Genomic DNA, 17,618 nt, shown 5'->3' on the forward strand with positions numbered 1-17,618 from the left:
GGCGGCGTCAGCGGCTGCTCCGGGACACCCTCAAGCACGATTTTCATAAAGGCATCCCACGCCGGTTGCGCGCTCTTGGCGCCGCCTTCGTAGCCGGAGATCTGATCCTTTATGGCGCCTGACGCCGTTGTCCGACCCAGATCGCGACGGTGATCGTCAAAGCCAATCCACACCGAGGTCACGACCCCCGGGCCGTAGCCGGAGAACCAGGCATCTTTCGAACTGTTGGTGGTACCGGTTTTCCCGCCGATATCCTTGCGCTGCAGGTCGCGGCCTGCGCGCCAGCCGGTGCCCTGCCAGCCCGGTTCGCCGAAGATGTTGGTATTCAGCGCGCTCTTGATCAGGAATGCCAGCGGCGTACTGATGACATGTGGCGCATACTCCTGGCCGCCGCTGCGGGCGACTAACGCTTGATTTGCCTGCTCAAGACTGGGCATCGGCACGTTGGCGTTCTGCGGCTCCTGAGAGATCGCCACATCTTCAACATCTTTATTTTCCAGCACGTTAGACTTCGGCGTATCGCCGTAAATCACCGGGATATCGCAATCGGCACAGGCGATTTTCGGTTTGGCTTCAAACAGCACGTTGCCCTGGTCGTTTTCAATCTTGTTGATGAAATAGGGGTCGATCAGGAAACCGCCGTTAGCCATCACCGAATAGCCGCGCGCGACCTGCAGCGGCGTAAAGGAGGCCGAGCCGAGCGCCAGCGATTCGGTGTGAACGATGTTGTCGGCCGGGAAGCCGAAACGCTGCAAATACTCAGCGGCATAGTCAACGCCCATCGCGCGCATGGCGCGAACCATCACCACGTTTTTCGACTGTCCCAGGCCCTGGCGCAAACGAATAGGACCGGCATACTCCGGCGGGGAGTTTTTCGGCCGCCAGTCAGAGCCTGCGCCCGCATCCCAACGGGAAATGGGAACATCGTTGAGTACGCTTGCCAGCGTTAACCCTTTGTCCATGGCGGCGGTGTAGAGGAACGGCTTAATGTTGGAGCCGACCTGACGCAGCGCCTGGGTGGCGCGGTTGAACTTGCTCTGGTTAAAGTCGAAGCCGCCGACCAGCGCGATAATGGCGCCGTTTTGCGGGTTAACGGAAACCAGCGCGGAGTTCACATCCGGCACCTGGGCCAGCCACCAGCTATTGTTCACCTGGCGTACCCAAATCTGCTGACCGGTCTGAACCACATCGGTCACCTTACGCGGCGTAGCGCCCTGCAGGGTGTCCGAACGATACGGACGCGCCCAGCGCATACCGTCCATGCTCAGCGCGACAGAGGTGCCGTCCGCCATCATTACCGTCGCTTCCTGCGGGTTTGCCGCGGTCACAACCGCGGGCTCCAGCGGCCCGTAGGTCGGCAGGCTTTTCAGCGAATCAGTGATTTTCTTGCTGTCCCACGGCGTTTCGCCCACTTTCCACAGCACGTTTGCCGGACCGCGGTAGCCGTGGCGCATATCGTAATCCATCACGTTGTTGCGTACAGCCTGCTGGGCGGCCAGCTGATCCTTACGGGTGATGGTGGTGTAGATGCGGTAGCCGTCTTCGTAGGCCTTATCGCCGTAACGGTTGAACATCTCCTGGCGCACCATTTCGGTCAGGTACGGCGCAGAGAAGGCGATTTCCGGGGCATGGTAGCTTGCGTCAATGGGTTCGCGGCTGGATTCATCGTATTGCGCCTGGGTGATATACCCCTCGCTCAGCATACGGGAAAGCACCACGTTACGGCGCGCGGTGGCGCGATCCATAGAGTAAAGCGGGTTGAAGGTGGACGGCGCTTTCGGCAGACCGGCAATCACCGCCATCTCACTGAGCGTCAGTTGGTCGACAGTTTTTCCGAAGTAGACCTGCGCCGCCGCTCCCACGCCGTAGGCGCGATAGCCGAGGTAAATCTTGTTCAGATAGAGCTCAAGGATCTCGTCTTTATTCAGCAACTGCTCGATGCGAATCGCCAGAAACGCTTCTTTTATCTTACGCATCAGCGTCTTTTCAGGGCTGAGGAAGAAGTTACGCGCCAGCTGCTGGGTAATGGTACTGGCGCCCTGCGACGCGTGACCGGAGAACAGCGCGACGCTTGCCGCACGGAAGATCCCTACCGGGTCGACACCGTGATGCTCATAAAAACGGCTGTCTTCTGTCGCGATAAACGCTTTCACCAGGGTTGGCGGCATCTGGCTCAGCGTCACAGGGATACGACGCTTCTCGCCGTACTGAGCGATAAGCTCGCCTTCAGCGCTATAGACCTGCATTGGAATTTGCAGGCGAACATCCCGCAGCGTGGCGACATCGGGGAGTTGGGGCTCAATATACTTGTAGAGGCCGTAGATCGAGCCTGCTCCCAGCAGAATGCAACAGACTGCAAGGATGAATAAATACTTTACGAACTTCACCGGAGATTTCCCATTTCGTTTCAATTGGGCAGTTTATAAACAAACGCGCGGTAGTATAAAGGCAAGCCAGAAGCATTGATATAGCCGGAATGGTTTGACGGATAAGGAGATCGTAAGAATGGCTTACAGGCGCTGGCATGTTGGACTGCATATACAGCCGGAGTGTGTTCTCAGCGTGGCGCTGCAACGCACCCGGGCGGGCTGGGCTCTTCGTCGCTGGTGGCGATTGCCCCTTGATGGCGCGCCAGGTGACGCAGCGCGACTGCGGCAGTGGCGGCGGGAGCTCCCTTTGCAGCACCGTATCGCGCTGGCGTTTCCCGCCGCGAAAACGCTGCAAAAAACGCTTCCCCGACCGCAGTTGACGCTGCTGGAAAGCGACGAGAAGCGGTGGATAGCAGGAACGTTGGCGCAGCATCTGGATATGCCGCAAGCGGATCTGGTCTTTGATTATGCCGCCAGCGATACGGCCGAATTTACCGTGACGGCGGCCCGTAAACGCGACATTGCTCAACTGCAGGAACGGCTCAACGAGGCAGGCATCCTGGCGGACGTTATCACGCCGGATGCCTGTGCGCTGCAAAATTTCCTGCCGTGGCTTACGGATACTCAGCCAGGCGTGACCTGGCATAACGGGGAGCTGTGGCTGTGGGCAACCCGCAGCGGCTGGGGGTGCAGCCAGGAAGCGGGGCCTGGCCTACTACAATGCGCGGCAGAACCGGATGAACGCTGCTACTTCAATCCCTGGAAAACGATAAGCCAGCTTTATCCCCCATTGCCGGAGGCGGCGGATGACTTTGCAATAGCCATCGCGCTGGCGATGAGTGGGCGTTGAGATGGTGGTCATGGTGAATTTATTGCCCTGGCGCGACGCGCGGCGGCGCCAGTGCCTGCGCTTCTGGGCGCTCATGTTGGTCGGCGGGCTGCTGGTAATTGCCCTGAATATTGCCGTCAACGTGGCTATCAATAAGTCTGAGCGCACGTTGAATGCGGCCCGGGTGCAGGAGGCGCGCCGTCTACAGCAGGCGCTGACTGTACGAGAGCAACGGCTGGTCGCGGATACCGCGCAGCGCGCCACAACGGCGCAGATCCGGGTTCGTCAGCAGGAGACCCGGCGCTGGTCGCTGTGGCTGAGCACAATAGGTAATGCGCTACCGGAACAGGCTTGGCTGACTGCGCTCGAGTGGCAGGGGGCGGCGCTGATGCTGGCGGGAAAGGCTAACCGTTTCCCGGCGCTGGCTGAGCTGGAGCGTGCGCTTGCCGACCTTCCCGGGCTGCGGCGAGGAAAACCGGGCGCAACGCTGCGCGATGCCGACGGTCGCTGGCAGTTCAACGTACAGCTGTTGCCGGGAGATGCAGATGCGACATCTCCCTGAGCGCTGGTGCAACTGTTCTTCGAAAACACGCTGGCTAACGTGGTGCGCGGTTTTGCTTCTTGTGTATGGCGCCGGGGAAGGCGTGGTTCGCCGGGATACGCCGCCAGCCCATGAGCCGCCAGCGCTTCGGGCGCTGTGGCGTAAGGCGTTATCACTGTCGCCGCCCGATAATGAACCCGCAGTGGAGCAAATGCAGGCATTTTCCCCTGTCGATTTTCAGACGCCGGGTAGCACGTTGCTGCGCTGGTTGCCTGACGACAGCGGCGGGGAACTGGCGCTTGACGTGGAGTGGCGCGCGGTCCCCGATATTTTTATCGCGCTCCCGCGGCGGGGGATGGCGGTACGGGCTTTTCGCCTGGCGCCGGAGCATGGACGGCTGCAACTAACGCTGCGTCTGGAGTCGCTCGATCATGGCTAGCGGGCGCGCCGTACTTCTGCTTTTTCTCCCCCTGTTGCTGGCGATGCGCGACCCTTTCCAACCTGTAGCGGACAGCTGCGTTGTGGCGCAGTTGTCTCAGTGGCGCTATCGCGGTGTCATTCGCAGCGAAAAATCCGCTATCGGCCTGGTGTTGGATAACGCGGGGAAATGGCATCGACTAACCCAGGGGCAGGTGCTGGAAAACAGTTGGCGGATTAACCGGCTATCGGCTGAGGAGATTGAGGTTCGGGTGGGTGAGCATTGCGAACCTGCCGTGTGGCACTGGCGGAAAGAGGGAGCGAGTCAACATGAAAACACCAGGCGTGTTTCTGACGATACTGCTGGCGACAGCGCCCGCAGCAGGAAAGGTCAACACCGTCACGCTGACCGTGGATGAGGTGCCGGTGGCGCAGGTGCTGCAGACGCTGGCGGCGTTGGGGGAGCGCAACATCGTTATTGCCCCGGAGGTGAATGGCGTCCTGTCGCTGCAGCTTAACAACATCCCCTGGATGCAGGCGCTGCAAACCGTACTGAGCAGCGCTGGGTTGACGATGACTTCGCAGGGCGCGGTGCTGTTCATCCACAGCCACGCCTGGCTGGAGGCACAGCAGTCGCGGCTTGAGACGGAGCAGGAGAAACGTCGGCAGGCGCTGCCGCTGCGCGGGCAGAGCGTCGCGTTGCGCTATGCCGATGCCGGCGAGCTGGCGAAGGCCGGGGAAAAACTGCTCAGCCCTCGCGGCGCGATGACGGTGGATAAACGGACAAACCGTTTGCTGGTACGCGACGACGAGCGTCATCTTAGCGACATTCAGGTCTGGGCGACGGAGATGGATAAGCCCGTTGGGCAGGTGGAACTGGCGGCGCACATCGTAACGATGAACGAAAAAAGCTTGCGGGAGCTTGGGGTGAAATGGACGCTGGCGGATGCCGCCAGTCCTCCCGGACGCGGTAAATTCACCACGCTGGCGAGTGATGTATCCGTGACGGACGCCACCAGCCGGGCGGGGTTTAATATCGGACGCATCAATGGGCGCCTGCTGGAGCTTGAGCTTTCGGCGCTTGAACAACGCCAGCAGCTTGAGATTATCGCCAGCCCGCGCCTGCTGGCCTCGCACCTGCAACCCGCCAGTATCAAACAGGGGAGTGAAATTCCCTATCAGGTGTCCAGCGGCGACAGCGGTGCGACATCGGTTGAATTTAAAGAGGCAGTGCTGGGGATGGAGGTGACGCCCACCGTTCTGGATGATAAACGCGTGCGCCTCAAACTGCGTATCAGCGAAAACATGCCGGGGCAGGTGCTGCAACAGGCCGACGGCGAGGTGTTGGCCATCGACAAGCAGGAAATTGAAACGCAGGTTGAAGTGAAAAGCGGAGAAACGCTGGCATTGGGCGGGATTTTCTCGCAAAAAAACAAATCTGCCCGCGACAGCATTCCGCTATTGGGAGATATCCCCTGGCTTGGGCAACTTTTCCGTCATGACGGGAAAGACCATGAGCGGCGGGAGCTCGTTGTCTTTATCACGCCGCGTATCATTTCTGTACAGTAGGGGATTCATACCCGGAGTTTTTCTCGCTGAACACGTTTCAGGTGTTTGACGTGAGGCCGGATTTAGCATACAAGGAGTACCGATTTGAGAGTCTGTCTCCCGCAAAATCCGGCGATGTATGCTCACAATAATTCGAGTTGCCAAACCTGTCGGAGTATTGAGATAATTTTTGATCTGACTCTCGGACTCACGTATATGAGGTTTCAGTTCATGTCCTGCGGCGCTGGGTGTCTGCGTCGCGGGTTTATTATTAACGAATAGTCTTAGTAGTACCGAAAAAATGGCAGAGAAACGCAATATCTTTCTGGTTGGGCCTATGGGTGCCGGCAAAAGCACTATTGGGCGCCAGTTAGCCCAACAGCTCAACATGGAATTCTACGATTCTGATCAAGAGATTGAGAAACGCACTGGCGCTGACGTAGGCTGGGTCTTCGACGTCGAAGGCGAAGACGGTTTCCGCGATCGTGAAGAAAAAATCATCAACGAGCTGACGGAAAAACAGGGTATTGTGCTGGCCACTGGCGGCGGCTCTGTGAAATCCCGCGAAACGCGCAATCGCCTCTCCGCCCGTGGCGTTGTGGTGTATCTGGAAACCACTATTGAGAAACAGCTGGCACGCACGCAGCGCGATAAAAAGCGTCCGTTGCTGCAGGTCGCGACGCCACCGCGTGAAGTTCTGGAAGCGCTGGCCGACGAACGCAACCCGCTGTATGAAGAGATCGCGGATGTCACTATCCGGACTGACGATCAAAGCGCGAAAGTGGTCGCGAACCAGATTATTCATATGCTGGAAAGCAACTGATTCTGGTTAACTAGCTCAACACTAGTGAATTTAAGCAACTGAGGTGGATGTCGCGTTATGGAGAGGCTCACAGTAACTCTCGGGGAACGCAGTTACCCGATTACCATCGCGGCTGGTTTGTTTAACGATCCAGCTTCCTTCCTGCCACTCAAATCGGGCGACCAGGTCATGCTGGTCACTAACGACACGCTGGCGCCGCTGTACCTGGACACGGTTCGCGCCGCGCTGGAACAATCGGGGGTTAAGGTCGACAGCGTTATCATCCCTGACGGCGAGCAGTACAAAACGCTGGCGGTGATGGACACGGTATTCACCGCACTGCTTAAAAAACCTCATGGCCGCGATACGACGCTGGTCGCGTTGGGCGGCGGCGTGGTGGGCGATTTAACCGGATTTGCCGCGGCGAGCTATCAGCGCGGCGTGCGCTTTATTCAGGTCCCTACCACGCTACTGTCTCAGGTTGACTCCTCCGTTGGCGGTAAAACGGCGGTTAACCACCCCCTCGGTAAAAACATGATTGGCGCCTTTTGGCAGCCAGTCTCGGTGGTGGTCGATCTCAACTGTCTGAAAACGTTGCCTGCGCGCGAACTCTCTTCCGGCCTCGCTGAAGTCATTAAGTACGGCATCATTCTGGATGGCGAGTTCTTCCAGTGGCTGGAAAACAACATCGATGCGCTGATGGCGCTGGATGAAAAAGCGATGGCGTACTGTATTCGCCGTTGTTGTGAGCTGAAAGCCGAAGTTGTTGCTGCAGATGAGCGCGAAACCGGCTTACGTGCTTTACTGAATCTTGGGCATACGTTTGGTCATGCCATTGAAGCGGAAATGGGCTATGGAAACTGGCTCCACGGTGAAGCTGTTGCCGCCGGGATGGTGATGGCGGCGCGCGCATCGGAGCGTCTTGGCCAGTTTAGCGCGCAGGATACCCAGCGCATTATTGCGCTGCTTGAGCGTGCGAGGCTGCCGGTGACGGGACCGCGTGAAATGTCAGCACAGGCGTACCTGCCGCATATGATGCGTGATAAAAAGGTACTGGCTGGCGAGCTGCGTTTAGTGCTGCCGCTGGCAATAGGTAAAAGTGAAGTGCGTGGCGGTGTTGCGCACGATGTCGTACTTGGCGCGATTGCTGATTGTCAGCAGGCGTAACGAATAAGAAAGGTCAGGTCGCGTCATGCGGCTTTATAACTTCAGGTGATGTGCAATTGTCGTTAGCATAAGCCTTTTAGTGGGGTGTTAAATGGATGAATTCAAACCAGAAGACGAGCTGAAACCCGATCCCAGCGATCGTCGTGCTGGTCGTTCCCGTCAATCTTCCGATCGCGACAGTGAACCGCAGATCAACTTTGACGAGGTGGATCTTGATGCGGATGAGCCTCGCCCATCACGCACCCGTAAAGCTCGCGAAGAGCGCGCTCGCGACGATGAAGAAGAGTATTACGCCTCGGATGACGACGAAGAGTCTGAAGAAGCCGTAGAACGTCGCCCGCGTAAACGTAAAAAATCACCGCCCCGCAAACCGGCCTCTCGTCAGTACATCATGATGGGGCTGGGTGTTCTGGTGCTGTTGCTGCTGATCGTGGGTATTGGATCTGCGCTGAAAGCGCCGTCTGCCCCATCCAGCGAGCAAGCTTCCACAACGGAAAAGAACATCGACCTGTCCGCTAATAGCGGTGCCGCCGCCGATCAGACTAACGGCGCGCAGCCTGCGCCTGGCGCGGCTGCTCCGGCAGGCCAGCAGACTGCTGGCACGCCTTCCCAGGATGTCTCTTTACCGCCAATTTCTTCTACCCCGACGCAGGGGCAAAACGCCGCTGCGCCTGAAGGCCAGCAGCGTGTAGAGGTACAAGGCGATCTGAACAATGCCTTAACGCAGCAGCAGGGTCAGGTCGACAACGTGGTTAACTCCACATTGCCAACTGAACCGGCAACTGTGGCGCCCGTTCGTGGCGGCAGCGCGCCGCGTCAGGTGACGACGACCAGCGAGTCGCGCACCGAAGCCGCGCGTCCTGAGCGCAAACACGCCGTTATCGAACCGAAACCGCAGAGCAAGCCTCAGGCAACGGCGAAAACGACGACCGAACCGAAGCCGGTTGCACAGCCGAAACGCGTGGAAACCACCACGGCGGCAACGCCTGCTCCTGTGAAGCAGACGGCGCCGGTCACGGCACCTGTACCGACGAAACCGGCGGCAACGACCGTTGCGCCAGCCGCAACCGCAGCTGCAACCGCGACGGCGACAACGCCAGCGCCGACGGCAGCAGGCGGTAAAGAAGCCGGCGATGTGGGTTCGCTGAAATCCGCACCTTCAGGCCACTATACGCTGCAGCTGAGCTCCTCTTCTAACTACGACAATCTCAACAGTTGGGCGAAGAAAGTGAATCTGAAGAGCTATGTGGTTTATCAGACGACCCGTAACGGCCAGCCGTGGTACGTGCTGGTGAGCGGCATGTATCCGACAAAAGAAGATGCAAAGCGCGCGGTAGCCACGCTGCCAGCCGATGTGCAGGCGAAAAACCCGTGGGCGAAACCGCTGCATCAGGTACAGTCCGATCTGAAGTAATGTTAAGCGCAGGATGCTGTCGGAGCTTTTTCTCCACAGCCGGAGAAAGTGGTAAGTAGTCAGACAGCATGAAAAAGAAACGCGCTTTTCTGAAGTGGGCAGGGGGGAAATTCCCCCTGCTTAACGATATCGAAAAACATTTGCCGAAAGGCGAATGTCTTGTCGAGCCCTTCGTCGGGGCGGGATCGGTGTTCCTGAACACCGATTTTTCACGTTATATCCTTGCCGATATCAACAGCGATCTCATTGATCTCTATAACATCGTTAAAACGCGCACCGACGAGTACATTACGGCGGCGCAAGCGATGTTCTCCCCGACAACGAACGATGCGGACATCTATTACCAGTTCCGCGACGAATTTAATCAAAGCCAGGACGCGTTTCGCCGCGCAGTGCTGTTTTTGTATCTGAACCGCCACGGCTACAATGGCCTGTGCCGGTACAACCTCAAGGGTGAGTTCAACGTGCCGTTTGGCCGTTACAAGAAACCCTACTTCCCGGAAAGTGAGTTGCGCCACTTCGCACACAAAGCCCAGAACGCGGAGTTTTACTGCGAGTCCTACGAAGCGTGTATGCAGCGTGCCGAAGCGCAGTCGGTTGTCTATTGTGATCCGCCGTATGCACCGTTGTCGGCAACGGCCAACTTTACGGCTTATCACACTAATAGCTTTAGTTTGGATCAGCAGAAACAACTGGCGCAGCATGCTGAAGCCCTGGTGGCGAAAAAGATTCCGGTACTGATTTCGAACCACCGTACTCCGGAAACGGAGGAGTGGTATAAAAATGCTGAGAAGCACGTCGTGAAGGTACGACGTAGCATCAGCAGTAATGGCGGCACGCGTAAGAAGGTGGATGAACTGCTGGCGCTGTATCGCCCGGCCACCAAAAGCAAAAAATAGTTTTCAAGGAGATGCGGATGAAACAGTTTTTGATTGCCCCTTCAATTCTGTCGGCCGACTTCGCCCGCCTGGGTGAAGATACTGCGAAAGTGCTGGCGGCAGGTGCGGATGTGGTGCATTTCGATGTGATGGATAACCACTACGTTCCTAACCTGACCGTCGGCCCGATGGTGCTGAAATCACTGCGTAAATACGGCATCACTGCGCCGATTGACGTTCACCTGATGGTGAAACCGGTCGATCGCATCATTCCTGATTTTACCGCGGCTGGCGCCAGTATCATTACCTTCCATCCGGAGGCCTCTGAGCACGTTGACCGTTCGCTGCAACTGATTAAAGAACACGGTTGTAAAGCGGGCCTGGTCTTTAACCCGGCGACGCCGCTGAGCTATCTGGACTACGTGATGGATAAGCTGGACGTGATTTTGCTGATGTCGGTGAACCCGGGCTTCGGCGGGCAATCTTTCATTGCGCAGACGCTGGATAAACTGCGTGAAGTGCGCCGCCGCATTGACGAATCCGGCTATGATATTCGCCTCGAAGTGGATGGCGGTGTTAAAGTGAGCAACATTGCAGAAATCGCCTCGGCAGGCGCCGATATGTTTGTCGCAGGTTCCGCTATCTTCGATCAGCCTGACTACAAGAAAGTGGTTGATGAAATGCGCCGTGAACTGGCAAAGGTAAGTCATGAGTAAATTACAGGCAATTCGGGGTATCGCGTTCGACCTCGACGGTACGCTGGTGGATAGCGCGCCGGGTCTGACCGCGGCTGTGGACAGCGCGCTCTACGCGCTGGAACTGCCGACGGCGGGCGAAGAACGCGTAGTGACCTGGATTGGCAACGGCGCCGATGTGTTGATGGAACGCGCCTTGACCTGGGCGCGCCAGGAGCGTGCCGTTCAGCGCGCCGCGCAGGGGAAACCCTCCATCGACGGCGATGATATTCCAAAGCCTGAACAGCAGCGTATTTTGCGTAAGCTGTTTGACCGCTACTACGCTGAGTTTGCCGAAGAAGGCAGCTTCCTGTTCCCGGATGTCGCCGATACGCTGGGCGCGCTGCACGCCAAAGGTCTGCCGCTGGCGTTAGTGACCAACAAGCCGACGCCGTTTGTGGCGCCGCTGCTGGAAGCGCTGGATATCGCCAAATATTTCACCGTGGTCGTCGGTGGCGATGACGTGCAGAACAAAAAGCCGCACCCGGAACCGTTGTTGCTGGTGGCCGGAAAATTATCCATGAAACCGGAAGAGCTGCTCTTTGTCGGGGATTCGCGCAATGATATTCTCGCCGCTGCGGCGGCTGGCTGCTGCTCTGTCGGCCTGACCTACGGCTATAACTACGGCGAAGCGATTGCGCTCAGCAGTCCGGACTTCCTCTTTGACCGGTTTAACGATTTATTGCCCGCTCTCGGGCTCCCGCACAGTGAACATCAGGAATTGAAAAATGACTAAGCCCATCGTTTTTAGCGGCGCACAGCCTTCAGGTGAACTGACCATCGGTAACTATATGGGTGCGCTGCGTCAGTGGGTAAACATGCAGGACGACTACCACTGCATCTATTGCATCGTTGACCAGCATGCGATCACCGTGCGTCAGGACCCACAGGCGCTGCGTAAAGCGACGCTGGACACGCTGGCGCTGTACCTCGCCTGCGGCATCGACCCGGAAAAAAGCACCATTTTCGTTCAGTCTCACGTGCCGGAGCATGCGCAGCTGAGCTGGGCGTTGAACTGCTACACCTACTTCGGCGAACTGAGCCGCATGACGCAGTTTAAGGACAAATCTGCGCGCTATGCCGAAAACATCAACGCTGGTCTGTTCGATTACCCGGTGCTGATGGCGGCGGACATTCTGCTGTATCAGACCAACCAGGTGCCGGTCGGCGAAGACCAAAAACAGCATCTGGAGCTGAGCCGCGATATCGCACAGCGCTTTAACGCTATCTATGGCGATATTTTCAAAGTGCCAGAGCCGTTTATTCCGAAATCCGGCGCGCGCGTGATGTCCCTGCTGGAGCCGACGAAGAAGATGTCCAAGTCTGACGATAACCGCAACAACGTTATCGGCCTGCTGGAAGACCCGAAATCGGTCGTGAAGAAAATCAAACGCGCGGTGACGGATTCCGACGAGCCGCCGGTGGTTCGCTACGACGTGCAGAACAAAGCGGGCGTATCCAACCTGCTGGATATTCTGTCCGGCGTCACCGGTAAGAGCATTCCGGAGCTGGAGCAGCACTTCGAAGGCAAGATGTACGGCCACCTGAAGGGCGAAGTTGCCGATGCGGTATCCGGCATGCTGAGCGAGCTGCAGGATCGTTATAACCGCTACCGTAACGATGAAGCCTTCCTGAAGAGCGTCATGAAAGAGGGCGCCGCTAAAGCGCGTGCCCGCGCCTCTGAAACGCTGAACGCGGTGTATGAAGCGATCGGTTTTGTGGCTCATCCGTAATGACGACGATGCGTTGTTAACTAGACCGGGGTCTGCTCAGACCCCGGTTTTTTTATCCCTGGCGACTGGCTGAGGGATAAGCATTCTGTATTGTGTGACCCTATTCACCCTTTGCATGATTGGGGCTTGTGCCTTATCAACATTTTGTTGAAGATATAAATATTCAAAATACTGAAGATAAAAGATGCGCCGGACGTTTATAAAAAAAGAAGGAATGACGTTAACCACGCTGGCTCGCTATTTGCTGGGGCAAGAGCGCGGTAACCGATTAAAAACCATAGAGGAACTGGCTGGCGAATGCGGTACGTCCGTTGGGCTGACGCAGGCTGCCCTGAAAACGCTGGAATCGGCAGGCGCAATTCGCATTGAGCGCCGGGGGCGCAATGGCAGCTTTCTTGTGGATATGGACAACAAGGCGCTGCTGACGCATCTGGATATCAGCAATGTGGTCTGCGCGATGCCGCTGCCCTATACGCGGCTGTATGAAGGTCTGGCAAGCGGGCTAAAAGCGCAGTTTGAGGATATCCCATTCTATTACGCCCATATGCGTGGGGCCGATATTCGCGTGGAATGTTTGCTGAACGGTGTATACGACATGGCGGTGGTGTCGCGGCTGGCGGCAGAAAGCTATCTGACGCAAAACGGCCTGCATATCGCGCTGGCGCTGGGACCGCATACCTACGTCGGCGAGCATAAGCTGATTTGCCGCAAGGGAGAAGCGGATAGCGTCAAGCGCGTCGGGCTCGATAACCGTTCTGCGGACCAGAAGATTATGACTGAAGTCTACTTCGCGGGTCGCCCTGTTGAACGTGTTGATCTCTCGTACCATGAGAGTTTGCCGCGCATCGTGAAGGGCGATATTGACGCCGTTATCTGGAACGTCGCCGCCGAGGCCGAGTTGACGATGTTAGGACTTGAGGCCATCGCGTTACGGGAAGAGTCGCCGTTCTTGCAGGCGACCGAGGCGGTTATCTTAACGCGTGCCGATGATTATCCCATGCAGCAGTTGATCAGGGCGGTGGTGGATGAAAACGCACTGCTGGCGCACCAGCAACGCGTGGTGAACGGCGAGCAGGAACCCAGTTATTAAGATGAAGGCGAATGAGATGGAGAACAGGCTCAATCTGCTGTGTGAAGCAGGCGTCATCGATAGCGATATTCGTAGCGGCATGCTGAAGGTGGTGAAACGGTTGGATGCGGAGTGGCGGCTTCCGGTCTATAGCGAACAGGGGGAGATGGCGATAACCCACATGGCCAATGCGCTGATGCGCAGCCGTCGCGGGGAGGTCATCGCGCCGCTTGACGGCGATATCCTGCAGGAGATCAGACTCTCCAGCCTCTGGTCTCGGGTACATCAGGCGCATTGCGCCCTGCTGCAGGAGTTCGCGGTTACCGTGCATGAAAATGAAGAGGGATATCTGCTGGCAAACCTGTACGGGTTGTGGCTGGTGAACAGCCCGGCGGAGTAATTCGCTGATGTTGACGTTTTAAGTTAAATATTCAAAAAAATGAATATTTGTCTGGTTAATGGATATGGGGCAATACGATGTTTGTTGATGCATTAAAGCGCCAGAACCCTGCACTCATCAGCGCTGCGCTTCGGCTATGGCAGCAGGGCAAAATAGCACCGGATAGCTGGGTCATTGACGTCGATCAGGTGCTGGAAAATGGACGATTGCTGGTTGAGACCGCACGACGACACGGTATCACGCTGTACCTGATGACCAAGCAACTGGGGCGCAACCCCTGGCTTGCGCAGAAACTGCTGGCGCTTGGCTATCAGGGGATTGTGGCGGTGGACTACAAGGAAAGCCGGGTGATGCGTCGCGCGGGTCTGAAGGTGGCTCATCAGGGGCATCTGGTGCAAATTCCTTCGGCGCAGGTTGAGGCGGTCGTCCGACAGGGGACTGAGGTCATTACGCTGTTCTCACTGGAGAAAGCCCGCGAGGTTTCCCGTGCTGCGGTGCGGGCAGGAATCACGCAGTCCGTGATGCTGAAAGTCTATGGTGAGCAGGATTTCCTCTACTCAGGGCAGGAGAGCGGTTTTGCGCTGTCGGAACTGACCGCCACCGTAGAGGCGCTGCGCACGATGCCCGGAATTCGGCTGGTTGGCCTGACGCATTTCCCCTGCCTTCTTTGGGATGAGGCGCTGGGGGAAATTATGCCGACGCCCAATTTGCACTCGCTGGTGCGCGCGCGTGACACGTTGCTGGCGCAGGGCGTGGCGTTAGAGCAATTAAATGCGCCGTCGGCGACCAGCTGTACATCATTACCGCTGCTTGCCGGTTACGGTGTGACCCACTCTGAGCCCGGACACGCGCTGACGGGGACGATTCCGGCCAACCAGCGTGGCTGTCAGCCCGAGCGTATCGCCATGCTTTGGCTGAGCGAGATCTCGCATCATTTTCGCGGCCGCAGCTACTGCTATGGCGGTGGCTATTATCGTCGCGGTCATGCCCGAAATGCGCTGGTGTTTACATCGGGACGCGACAGCGCCTGCGAGGCGCATCTTGGGACTCTCGACGACAGCAGCATCGACTACTACCTGCCGCTTGAAGGCGACTATCCGGTGGGGAGTGCGGTTCTTCTCTGTTTTCGTACGCAGATCTTTGTGACCCGCAGCGATGTGGTGCTGGTTTGCGGGATACAGCAGGGCGAGCCGCATATCGCGGCGCGGTATGACAGTCTCGGCAATAGTCTGGAGGCGTAATGGCGCGATTCGTGGTGGTGGTGGTAGACAGCTTCGGCGTTGGCGCAATGGCGGACGTACCGCAGGTTCGCCCCCAGGACATCGGCGCAAACACCTGCGGGCATATTCTGGAAGCCTTTCCCGCGCTATGTCTGCCGACACTGGAGACGTTGGGGCTGATCAATGCGCTCGGCTATGCGCCCGGCGTGATGCAGCCATCTCCTGACGCCGTCTGGGGCGTGGCTGAGCTACAGCATGAGGGGGGCGATACGTTCATGGGACACCAGGAGATTCTCGGCACCCGGCCGCGCACGCCCCTGCGCATGCCTTTTAGCACGGTCATCGATAAGGTTGAATCGGCGCTTCGCGCGGCGGGCTGGCGCACGGAACGGCACGGCGAGAGATTGTCGTGGCTGTTGGTGGATGGGGCTGTGGCAGTGGGGGATAACCTTGAGGCCGATCTGGGTCAGGTCTACAACATTACCGGCAACCTCAGTGAGAAAAACTTCGATGAGGTGAAAGCCATTGGCCGTGCGGTGCGTGAACAGGTCGAGGTTGGCCGCGTTATCGCTTTTGGCGGGAAGCTTGCCAGCACGCGGCAAATTCTGGAGGCCGTCGAGGAAAAAGAGGGGCGTTATGTGGGGATCAACGCGCCGCGTTCGGGGGTGTATCAGCACGGTTTCCAGGTCGCGCACATGGGGTATGGCGTGGACGAGACGGTGCAGGTTCCGGCCCGCCTTCATGACTGCGGCATCATGACCGTATTGGTTGGCAAAGTGGCGGATATCGTCAGCAACCCGCATGGCGAAAGCTGGCAGAACGTCGTGGATAGCCAGCGCATTATGGCGATAACGCGTCAGGCTTTCGCCGCCAGGGAAACGGTTTTTATCTGCACCAATATTCAGGAAACGGATCTCGCGGGACACGCCCAGGACACCGCCCGCTATGCCGACAGGCTGCAACTGGTCGACCGCGAACTGGCTTGGCTTATTGAGGCGATGACGCCCGATGACTGTCTGGTGGTGATGGCGGACCACGGCAACGACCCCACCATCGGGCACAGCAAACATACCCGTGAAAAGGTCCCACTACTTATCTGGCAACCCGGGCAGGCTCCTGCCGGGCTGGGTCTGCGCGCCACGTTGTCTGATGTCGGCGCTACCGTCTGCGCGTTTTTTGGCGCCGAGGCGCCCGAAAATGGCCGCTCTTTTCTTCCGCTCATTACGTCCGTGAGGAATTCGAAAGATGATTGATCCCTCTGGCTACACCTATGCTCACGAGCACCTGCATATTGATTTATCGGGTTTTAAAGGCGGCATCGATTGCCGTCTGGATCAGTACGCGCTCATTCGTGACGAAATGCACATGCTGATGCAGCGTGGGGTGCGCAATATCGTTGAAATGACCAACCGCTACATGGGGCGTAATCCACCGTTTTTGCTGGATTTAATGCGCGATACCGGCATCAACGTGATTGCCTGCACCGGGTATTACCAGCACGCGTTCTTTCCTGAGCATGTCGCAGAGCGCTCTGTTCGGCAGCTGGCGCAGGAGATGATCGATGAGATAGAAATCGGCATTGACGACACCGGACTGAAAGCGGGCGTTATAGGTGAAATCGGCTCCAGTGAAGGCGTTATCACCGAGCTTGAGGAAAAGGTGTTTTATGCCGCCGCCGTGGCGCACCACGAAACGGGGCGTCCTGTTTCAACCCACACCTCTTTCAGCACGATGGGGCTTGAGCAGATTGCGCTGTTGAAAAAATACCGCGTGGATCTCTCCCAGGTGGTGATCGGTCATTGTGACCTGAAAGACAACCTCGACAACATTCTGCGCATGATCGACTCGGGCGCGTATGTGCAGTTCGACACTATCGGTAAAAACAACTACTACCCCGACGAAAAACGCATCCAGATGCTGAACGCGCTGCGCGAGCGCGGGCTATTGGGGCAGGTGATGCTGTCGATGGACGTAACGCGGCGTTCTCACCTGAAGGCTAATGGCGGTAATGGTTACGACTATCTGCTGACGACCTTTGTACCGCAACTTCATCAGGCCGGATTTAGCCAGGCTGATGTGGACCTGATGCTACGGGATAACCCTGCTCGTTTTTTTAAGTCAAGGATAACAAGATGAAAAAGATTGGCGTTGCTGGCTTACAGCGTGAACAGATTAAGAAAACTATCGAAACCACGGCACCTGGCTGTTTTGAGGTGTTCATTTACAACGATATGGAAGCGGCGATGAAGGTGAAATCCGGCCAGCTGGATTACTACATCGGTGCCTGTAACACCGGCGCTGGCGCGGCCCTGTCGATTGCCATTGCGGTGATTGGGTTTAACAAGAGCTGCACCATCGCCAAACCGGGTATTAAGGCGAAAGACGAACTTATCGCAAAAATGGTCGCGGAAGGGAAAGTGGCCTTTGGCCTCTCCGTTGAGCACGTTGAGCATGCGATACCTCTGCTTATCAAACACTTAAAATAAAAAAGGCTTAC

The 17,618-nt window shown here is 57.4% G+C and carries 19 protein-coding genes; 18 read left to right on the forward strand and 1 reads right to left on the reverse strand.

Features of this window, described 5'->3' with window-relative positions:
- Window positions 1–2,387, reverse strand: a 2,387-nt coding sequence (gene mrcA, locus JO226_RS16555; protein ID WP_293606857.1) for a peptidoglycan glycosyltransferase/peptidoglycan DD-transpeptidase MrcA, incomplete at its 3' end; no start/stop codon positions are given.
- 118 nt (window positions 2,388–2,505) lie between these two features.
- Here mrcA and JO226_RS16560 point away from each other — a divergent pair.
- From JO226_RS16560 to JO226_RS16645, 18 genes are all read left to right on the forward strand, one after another.
- Window positions 2,506–3,219, forward strand: coding sequence for a pilus assembly protein (locus JO226_RS16560; protein ID WP_293606858.1), 714 nt, complete (start codon window positions 2,506–2,508; stop codon window positions 3,217–3,219).
- A 10-nt stretch (window positions 3,220–3,229) separates the two neighbouring features.
- Complete coding sequence (locus JO226_RS16565; protein ID WP_293606859.1) at window positions 3,230–3,760, forward strand: PilN domain-containing protein; 531 nt, start codon at window positions 3,230–3,232, stop codon at window positions 3,758–3,760.
- Window positions 3,744–4,178 (forward strand): hypothetical protein, encoded by a 435-nt coding sequence (locus tag JO226_RS16570; protein ID WP_293606860.1) that lies wholly within the window; start codon window positions 3,744–3,746, stop codon window positions 4,176–4,178. The genes JO226_RS16565 and JO226_RS16570 overlap by 17 nt, the downstream gene beginning before the upstream one ends.
- On the forward strand, window positions 4,171–4,575 hold the full coding sequence (locus JO226_RS16575) for a HofP DNA utilization family protein (protein ID WP_293606861.1): 405 nt from the start codon (window positions 4,171–4,173) through the stop codon (window positions 4,573–4,575). The genes JO226_RS16570 and JO226_RS16575 overlap by 8 nt, the downstream gene beginning before the upstream one ends.
- Window positions 4,487–5,725, forward strand: coding sequence for a DNA uptake porin HofQ (gene hofQ / locus JO226_RS16580; RefSeq protein ID WP_293606862.1), 1,239 nt, complete (start codon window positions 4,487–4,489; stop codon window positions 5,723–5,725). Before JO226_RS16575 ends, hofQ begins: the two co-directional genes overlap by 89 nt.
- Window positions 5,726–6,005: 280 nt before the next feature.
- The gene (gene aroK, locus JO226_RS16585) at window positions 6,006–6,527 is read left to right on the forward strand and encodes a shikimate kinase AroK (RefSeq protein ID WP_293606863.1); all 522 of its coding nucleotides are present in this window, start codon (window positions 6,006–6,008) and stop codon (window positions 6,525–6,527) included.
- Window positions 6,528–6,584: 57 nt separating this feature from the next.
- Window positions 6,585–7,673, forward strand: a complete 1,089-nt coding sequence (gene aroB, locus JO226_RS16590; RefSeq protein WP_293606864.1) for a 3-dehydroquinate synthase — start codon at window positions 6,585–6,587, stop codon at window positions 7,671–7,673.
- Window positions 7,674–7,764: 91 nt separating this feature from the next.
- Window positions 7,765–9,087, forward strand: a complete 1,323-nt coding sequence (gene damX, locus JO226_RS16595) for a cell division protein DamX (RefSeq protein WP_293606865.1) — start codon at window positions 7,765–7,767, stop codon at window positions 9,085–9,087.
- 68 nt (window positions 9,088–9,155) lie between these two features.
- Entirely contained in the window at window positions 9,156–9,986 is an 831-nt protein-coding gene (gene dam / locus JO226_RS16600; RefSeq protein ID WP_293606866.1) for an adenine-specific DNA-methyltransferase, read from the forward strand.
- Window positions 9,987–10,003: 17 nt separating this feature from the next.
- Window positions 10,004–10,681: a ribulose-phosphate 3-epimerase gene (rpe, locus tag JO226_RS16605; protein WP_293606867.1), complete on the forward strand. Its 678-nt coding sequence runs from the start codon at window positions 10,004–10,006 to the stop codon at window positions 10,679–10,681.
- Window positions 10,674–11,435, forward strand: coding sequence for a phosphoglycolate phosphatase (gph, locus tag JO226_RS16610; protein ID WP_293606868.1), 762 nt, complete (start codon window positions 10,674–10,676; stop codon window positions 11,433–11,435). The genes rpe and gph overlap by 8 nt, the downstream gene beginning before the upstream one ends.
- Window positions 11,428–12,432 carry a tryptophan--tRNA ligase gene (gene trpS / locus JO226_RS16615; protein WP_293606869.1) on the forward strand — a complete coding sequence of 335 codons (1,005 nt, stop codon included), beginning with the start codon at window positions 11,428–11,430 and terminating at the stop codon, window positions 12,430–12,432. The genes gph and trpS overlap by 8 nt, the downstream gene beginning before the upstream one ends.
- A gap of 184 nt (window positions 12,433–12,616) precedes the next feature.
- On the forward strand, window positions 12,617–13,522 hold the full coding sequence (gene yhfZ, locus JO226_RS16620) for a GntR family transcriptional regulator YhfZ (RefSeq protein WP_293606870.1): 906 nt from the start codon (window positions 12,617–12,619) through the stop codon (window positions 13,520–13,522).
- Between the two features lie 16 nt (window positions 13,523–13,538).
- Window positions 13,539–13,901 carry a PRD domain-containing protein gene (locus JO226_RS16625; RefSeq protein ID WP_293606871.1) on the forward strand — a complete coding sequence of 121 codons (363 nt, stop codon included), beginning with the start codon at window positions 13,539–13,541 and terminating at the stop codon, window positions 13,899–13,901.
- 77 nt (window positions 13,902–13,978) lie between these two features.
- Window positions 13,979–15,142, forward strand: a complete 1,164-nt coding sequence (locus JO226_RS16630) for a YhfX family PLP-dependent enzyme (protein WP_293606872.1) — start codon at window positions 13,979–13,981, stop codon at window positions 15,140–15,142.
- Entirely contained in the window at window positions 15,142–16,374 is a 1,233-nt protein-coding gene (locus tag JO226_RS16635; protein ID WP_293606873.1) for a phosphopentomutase, read from the forward strand. Before JO226_RS16630 ends, JO226_RS16635 begins: the two co-directional genes overlap by 1 nt.
- Window positions 16,367–17,257 carry a phosphotriesterase-related protein gene (locus JO226_RS16640; RefSeq protein WP_293606874.1) on the forward strand — a complete coding sequence of 297 codons (891 nt, stop codon included), beginning with the start codon at window positions 16,367–16,369 and terminating at the stop codon, window positions 17,255–17,257. The genes JO226_RS16635 and JO226_RS16640 overlap by 8 nt, the downstream gene beginning before the upstream one ends.
- A complete protein-coding gene (locus JO226_RS16645) occupies window positions 17,254–17,607 on the forward strand; it encodes a DUF2620 domain-containing protein (protein WP_293606875.1) in 354 nt (117 codons plus the stop codon). Before JO226_RS16640 ends, JO226_RS16645 begins: the two co-directional genes overlap by 4 nt.
- Window positions 17,608–17,618 lie beyond the last annotated feature (11 nt).

Origin of the sequence: Pluralibacter sp., from assembly GCF_019237635.1 — a bacterium.
Taxonomy (GTDB): Bacteria; Pseudomonadota; Gammaproteobacteria; order Enterobacterales; family Enterobacteriaceae; genus Enterobacter_B.

Bases quoted from the DNA above. Each gene is read 5' to 3' on its own strand.
- JO226_RS16560 (WP_293606858.1), top strand. From the start codon at position 2,506: ATGGCTTACAGGCGCTGGCATGTTGGACTGCATATACAGCCGGAGTGT.
- JO226_RS16635 (WP_293606873.1), top strand. From the start codon at position 15,142: ATGGCGCGATTCGTGGTGGTGGTGGTAGACAGCTTCGGCGTTGGCGCA.
- JO226_RS16625 (WP_293606871.1), top strand. From the start codon at position 13,539: ATGGAGAACAGGCTCAATCTGCTGTGTGAAGCAGGCGTCATCGATAGC.
- JO226_RS16575 (WP_293606861.1), top strand. From the start codon at position 4,171: ATGGCTAGCGGGCGCGCCGTACTTCTGCTTTTTCTCCCCCTGTTGCTG.
- gph (WP_293606868.1), top strand. From the start codon at position 10,674: ATGAGTAAATTACAGGCAATTCGGGGTATCGCGTTCGACCTCGACGGT.
- JO226_RS16645 (WP_293606875.1), top strand. From the start codon at position 17,254: ATGAAAAAGATTGGCGTTGCTGGCTTACAGCGTGAACAGATTAAGAAA.
- JO226_RS16630 (WP_293606872.1), top strand. From the start codon at position 13,979: ATGTTTGTTGATGCATTAAAGCGCCAGAACCCTGCACTCATCAGCGCT.
- JO226_RS16565 (WP_293606859.1), top strand. From the start codon at position 3,230: ATGGTGAATTTATTGCCCTGGCGCGACGCGCGGCGGCGCCAGTGCCTG.
- JO226_RS16570 (WP_293606860.1), top strand. From the start codon at position 3,744: ATGCGACATCTCCCTGAGCGCTGGTGCAACTGTTCTTCGAAAACACGC.
- JO226_RS16640 (WP_293606874.1), top strand. From the start codon at position 16,367: ATGATTGATCCCTCTGGCTACACCTATGCTCACGAGCACCTGCATATT.
- aroK (WP_293606863.1), top strand. From the start codon at position 6,006: ATGGCAGAGAAACGCAATATCTTTCTGGTTGGGCCTATGGGTGCCGGC.
- hofQ (WP_293606862.1), top strand. From the start codon at position 4,487: ATGAAAACACCAGGCGTGTTTCTGACGATACTGCTGGCGACAGCGCCC.
- aroB (WP_293606864.1), top strand. From the start codon at position 6,585: ATGGAGAGGCTCACAGTAACTCTCGGGGAACGCAGTTACCCGATTACC.
- dam (WP_293606866.1), top strand. From the start codon at position 9,156: ATGAAAAAGAAACGCGCTTTTCTGAAGTGGGCAGGGGGGAAATTCCCC.
- trpS (WP_293606869.1), top strand. From the start codon at position 11,428: ATGACTAAGCCCATCGTTTTTAGCGGCGCACAGCCTTCAGGTGAACTG.
- damX (WP_293606865.1), top strand. From the start codon at position 7,765: ATGGATGAATTCAAACCAGAAGACGAGCTGAAACCCGATCCCAGCGAT.
- yhfZ (WP_293606870.1), top strand. From the start codon at position 12,617: ATGCGCCGGACGTTTATAAAAAAAGAAGGAATGACGTTAACCACGCTG.
- rpe (WP_293606867.1), top strand. From the start codon at position 10,004: ATGAAACAGTTTTTGATTGCCCCTTCAATTCTGTCGGCCGACTTCGCC.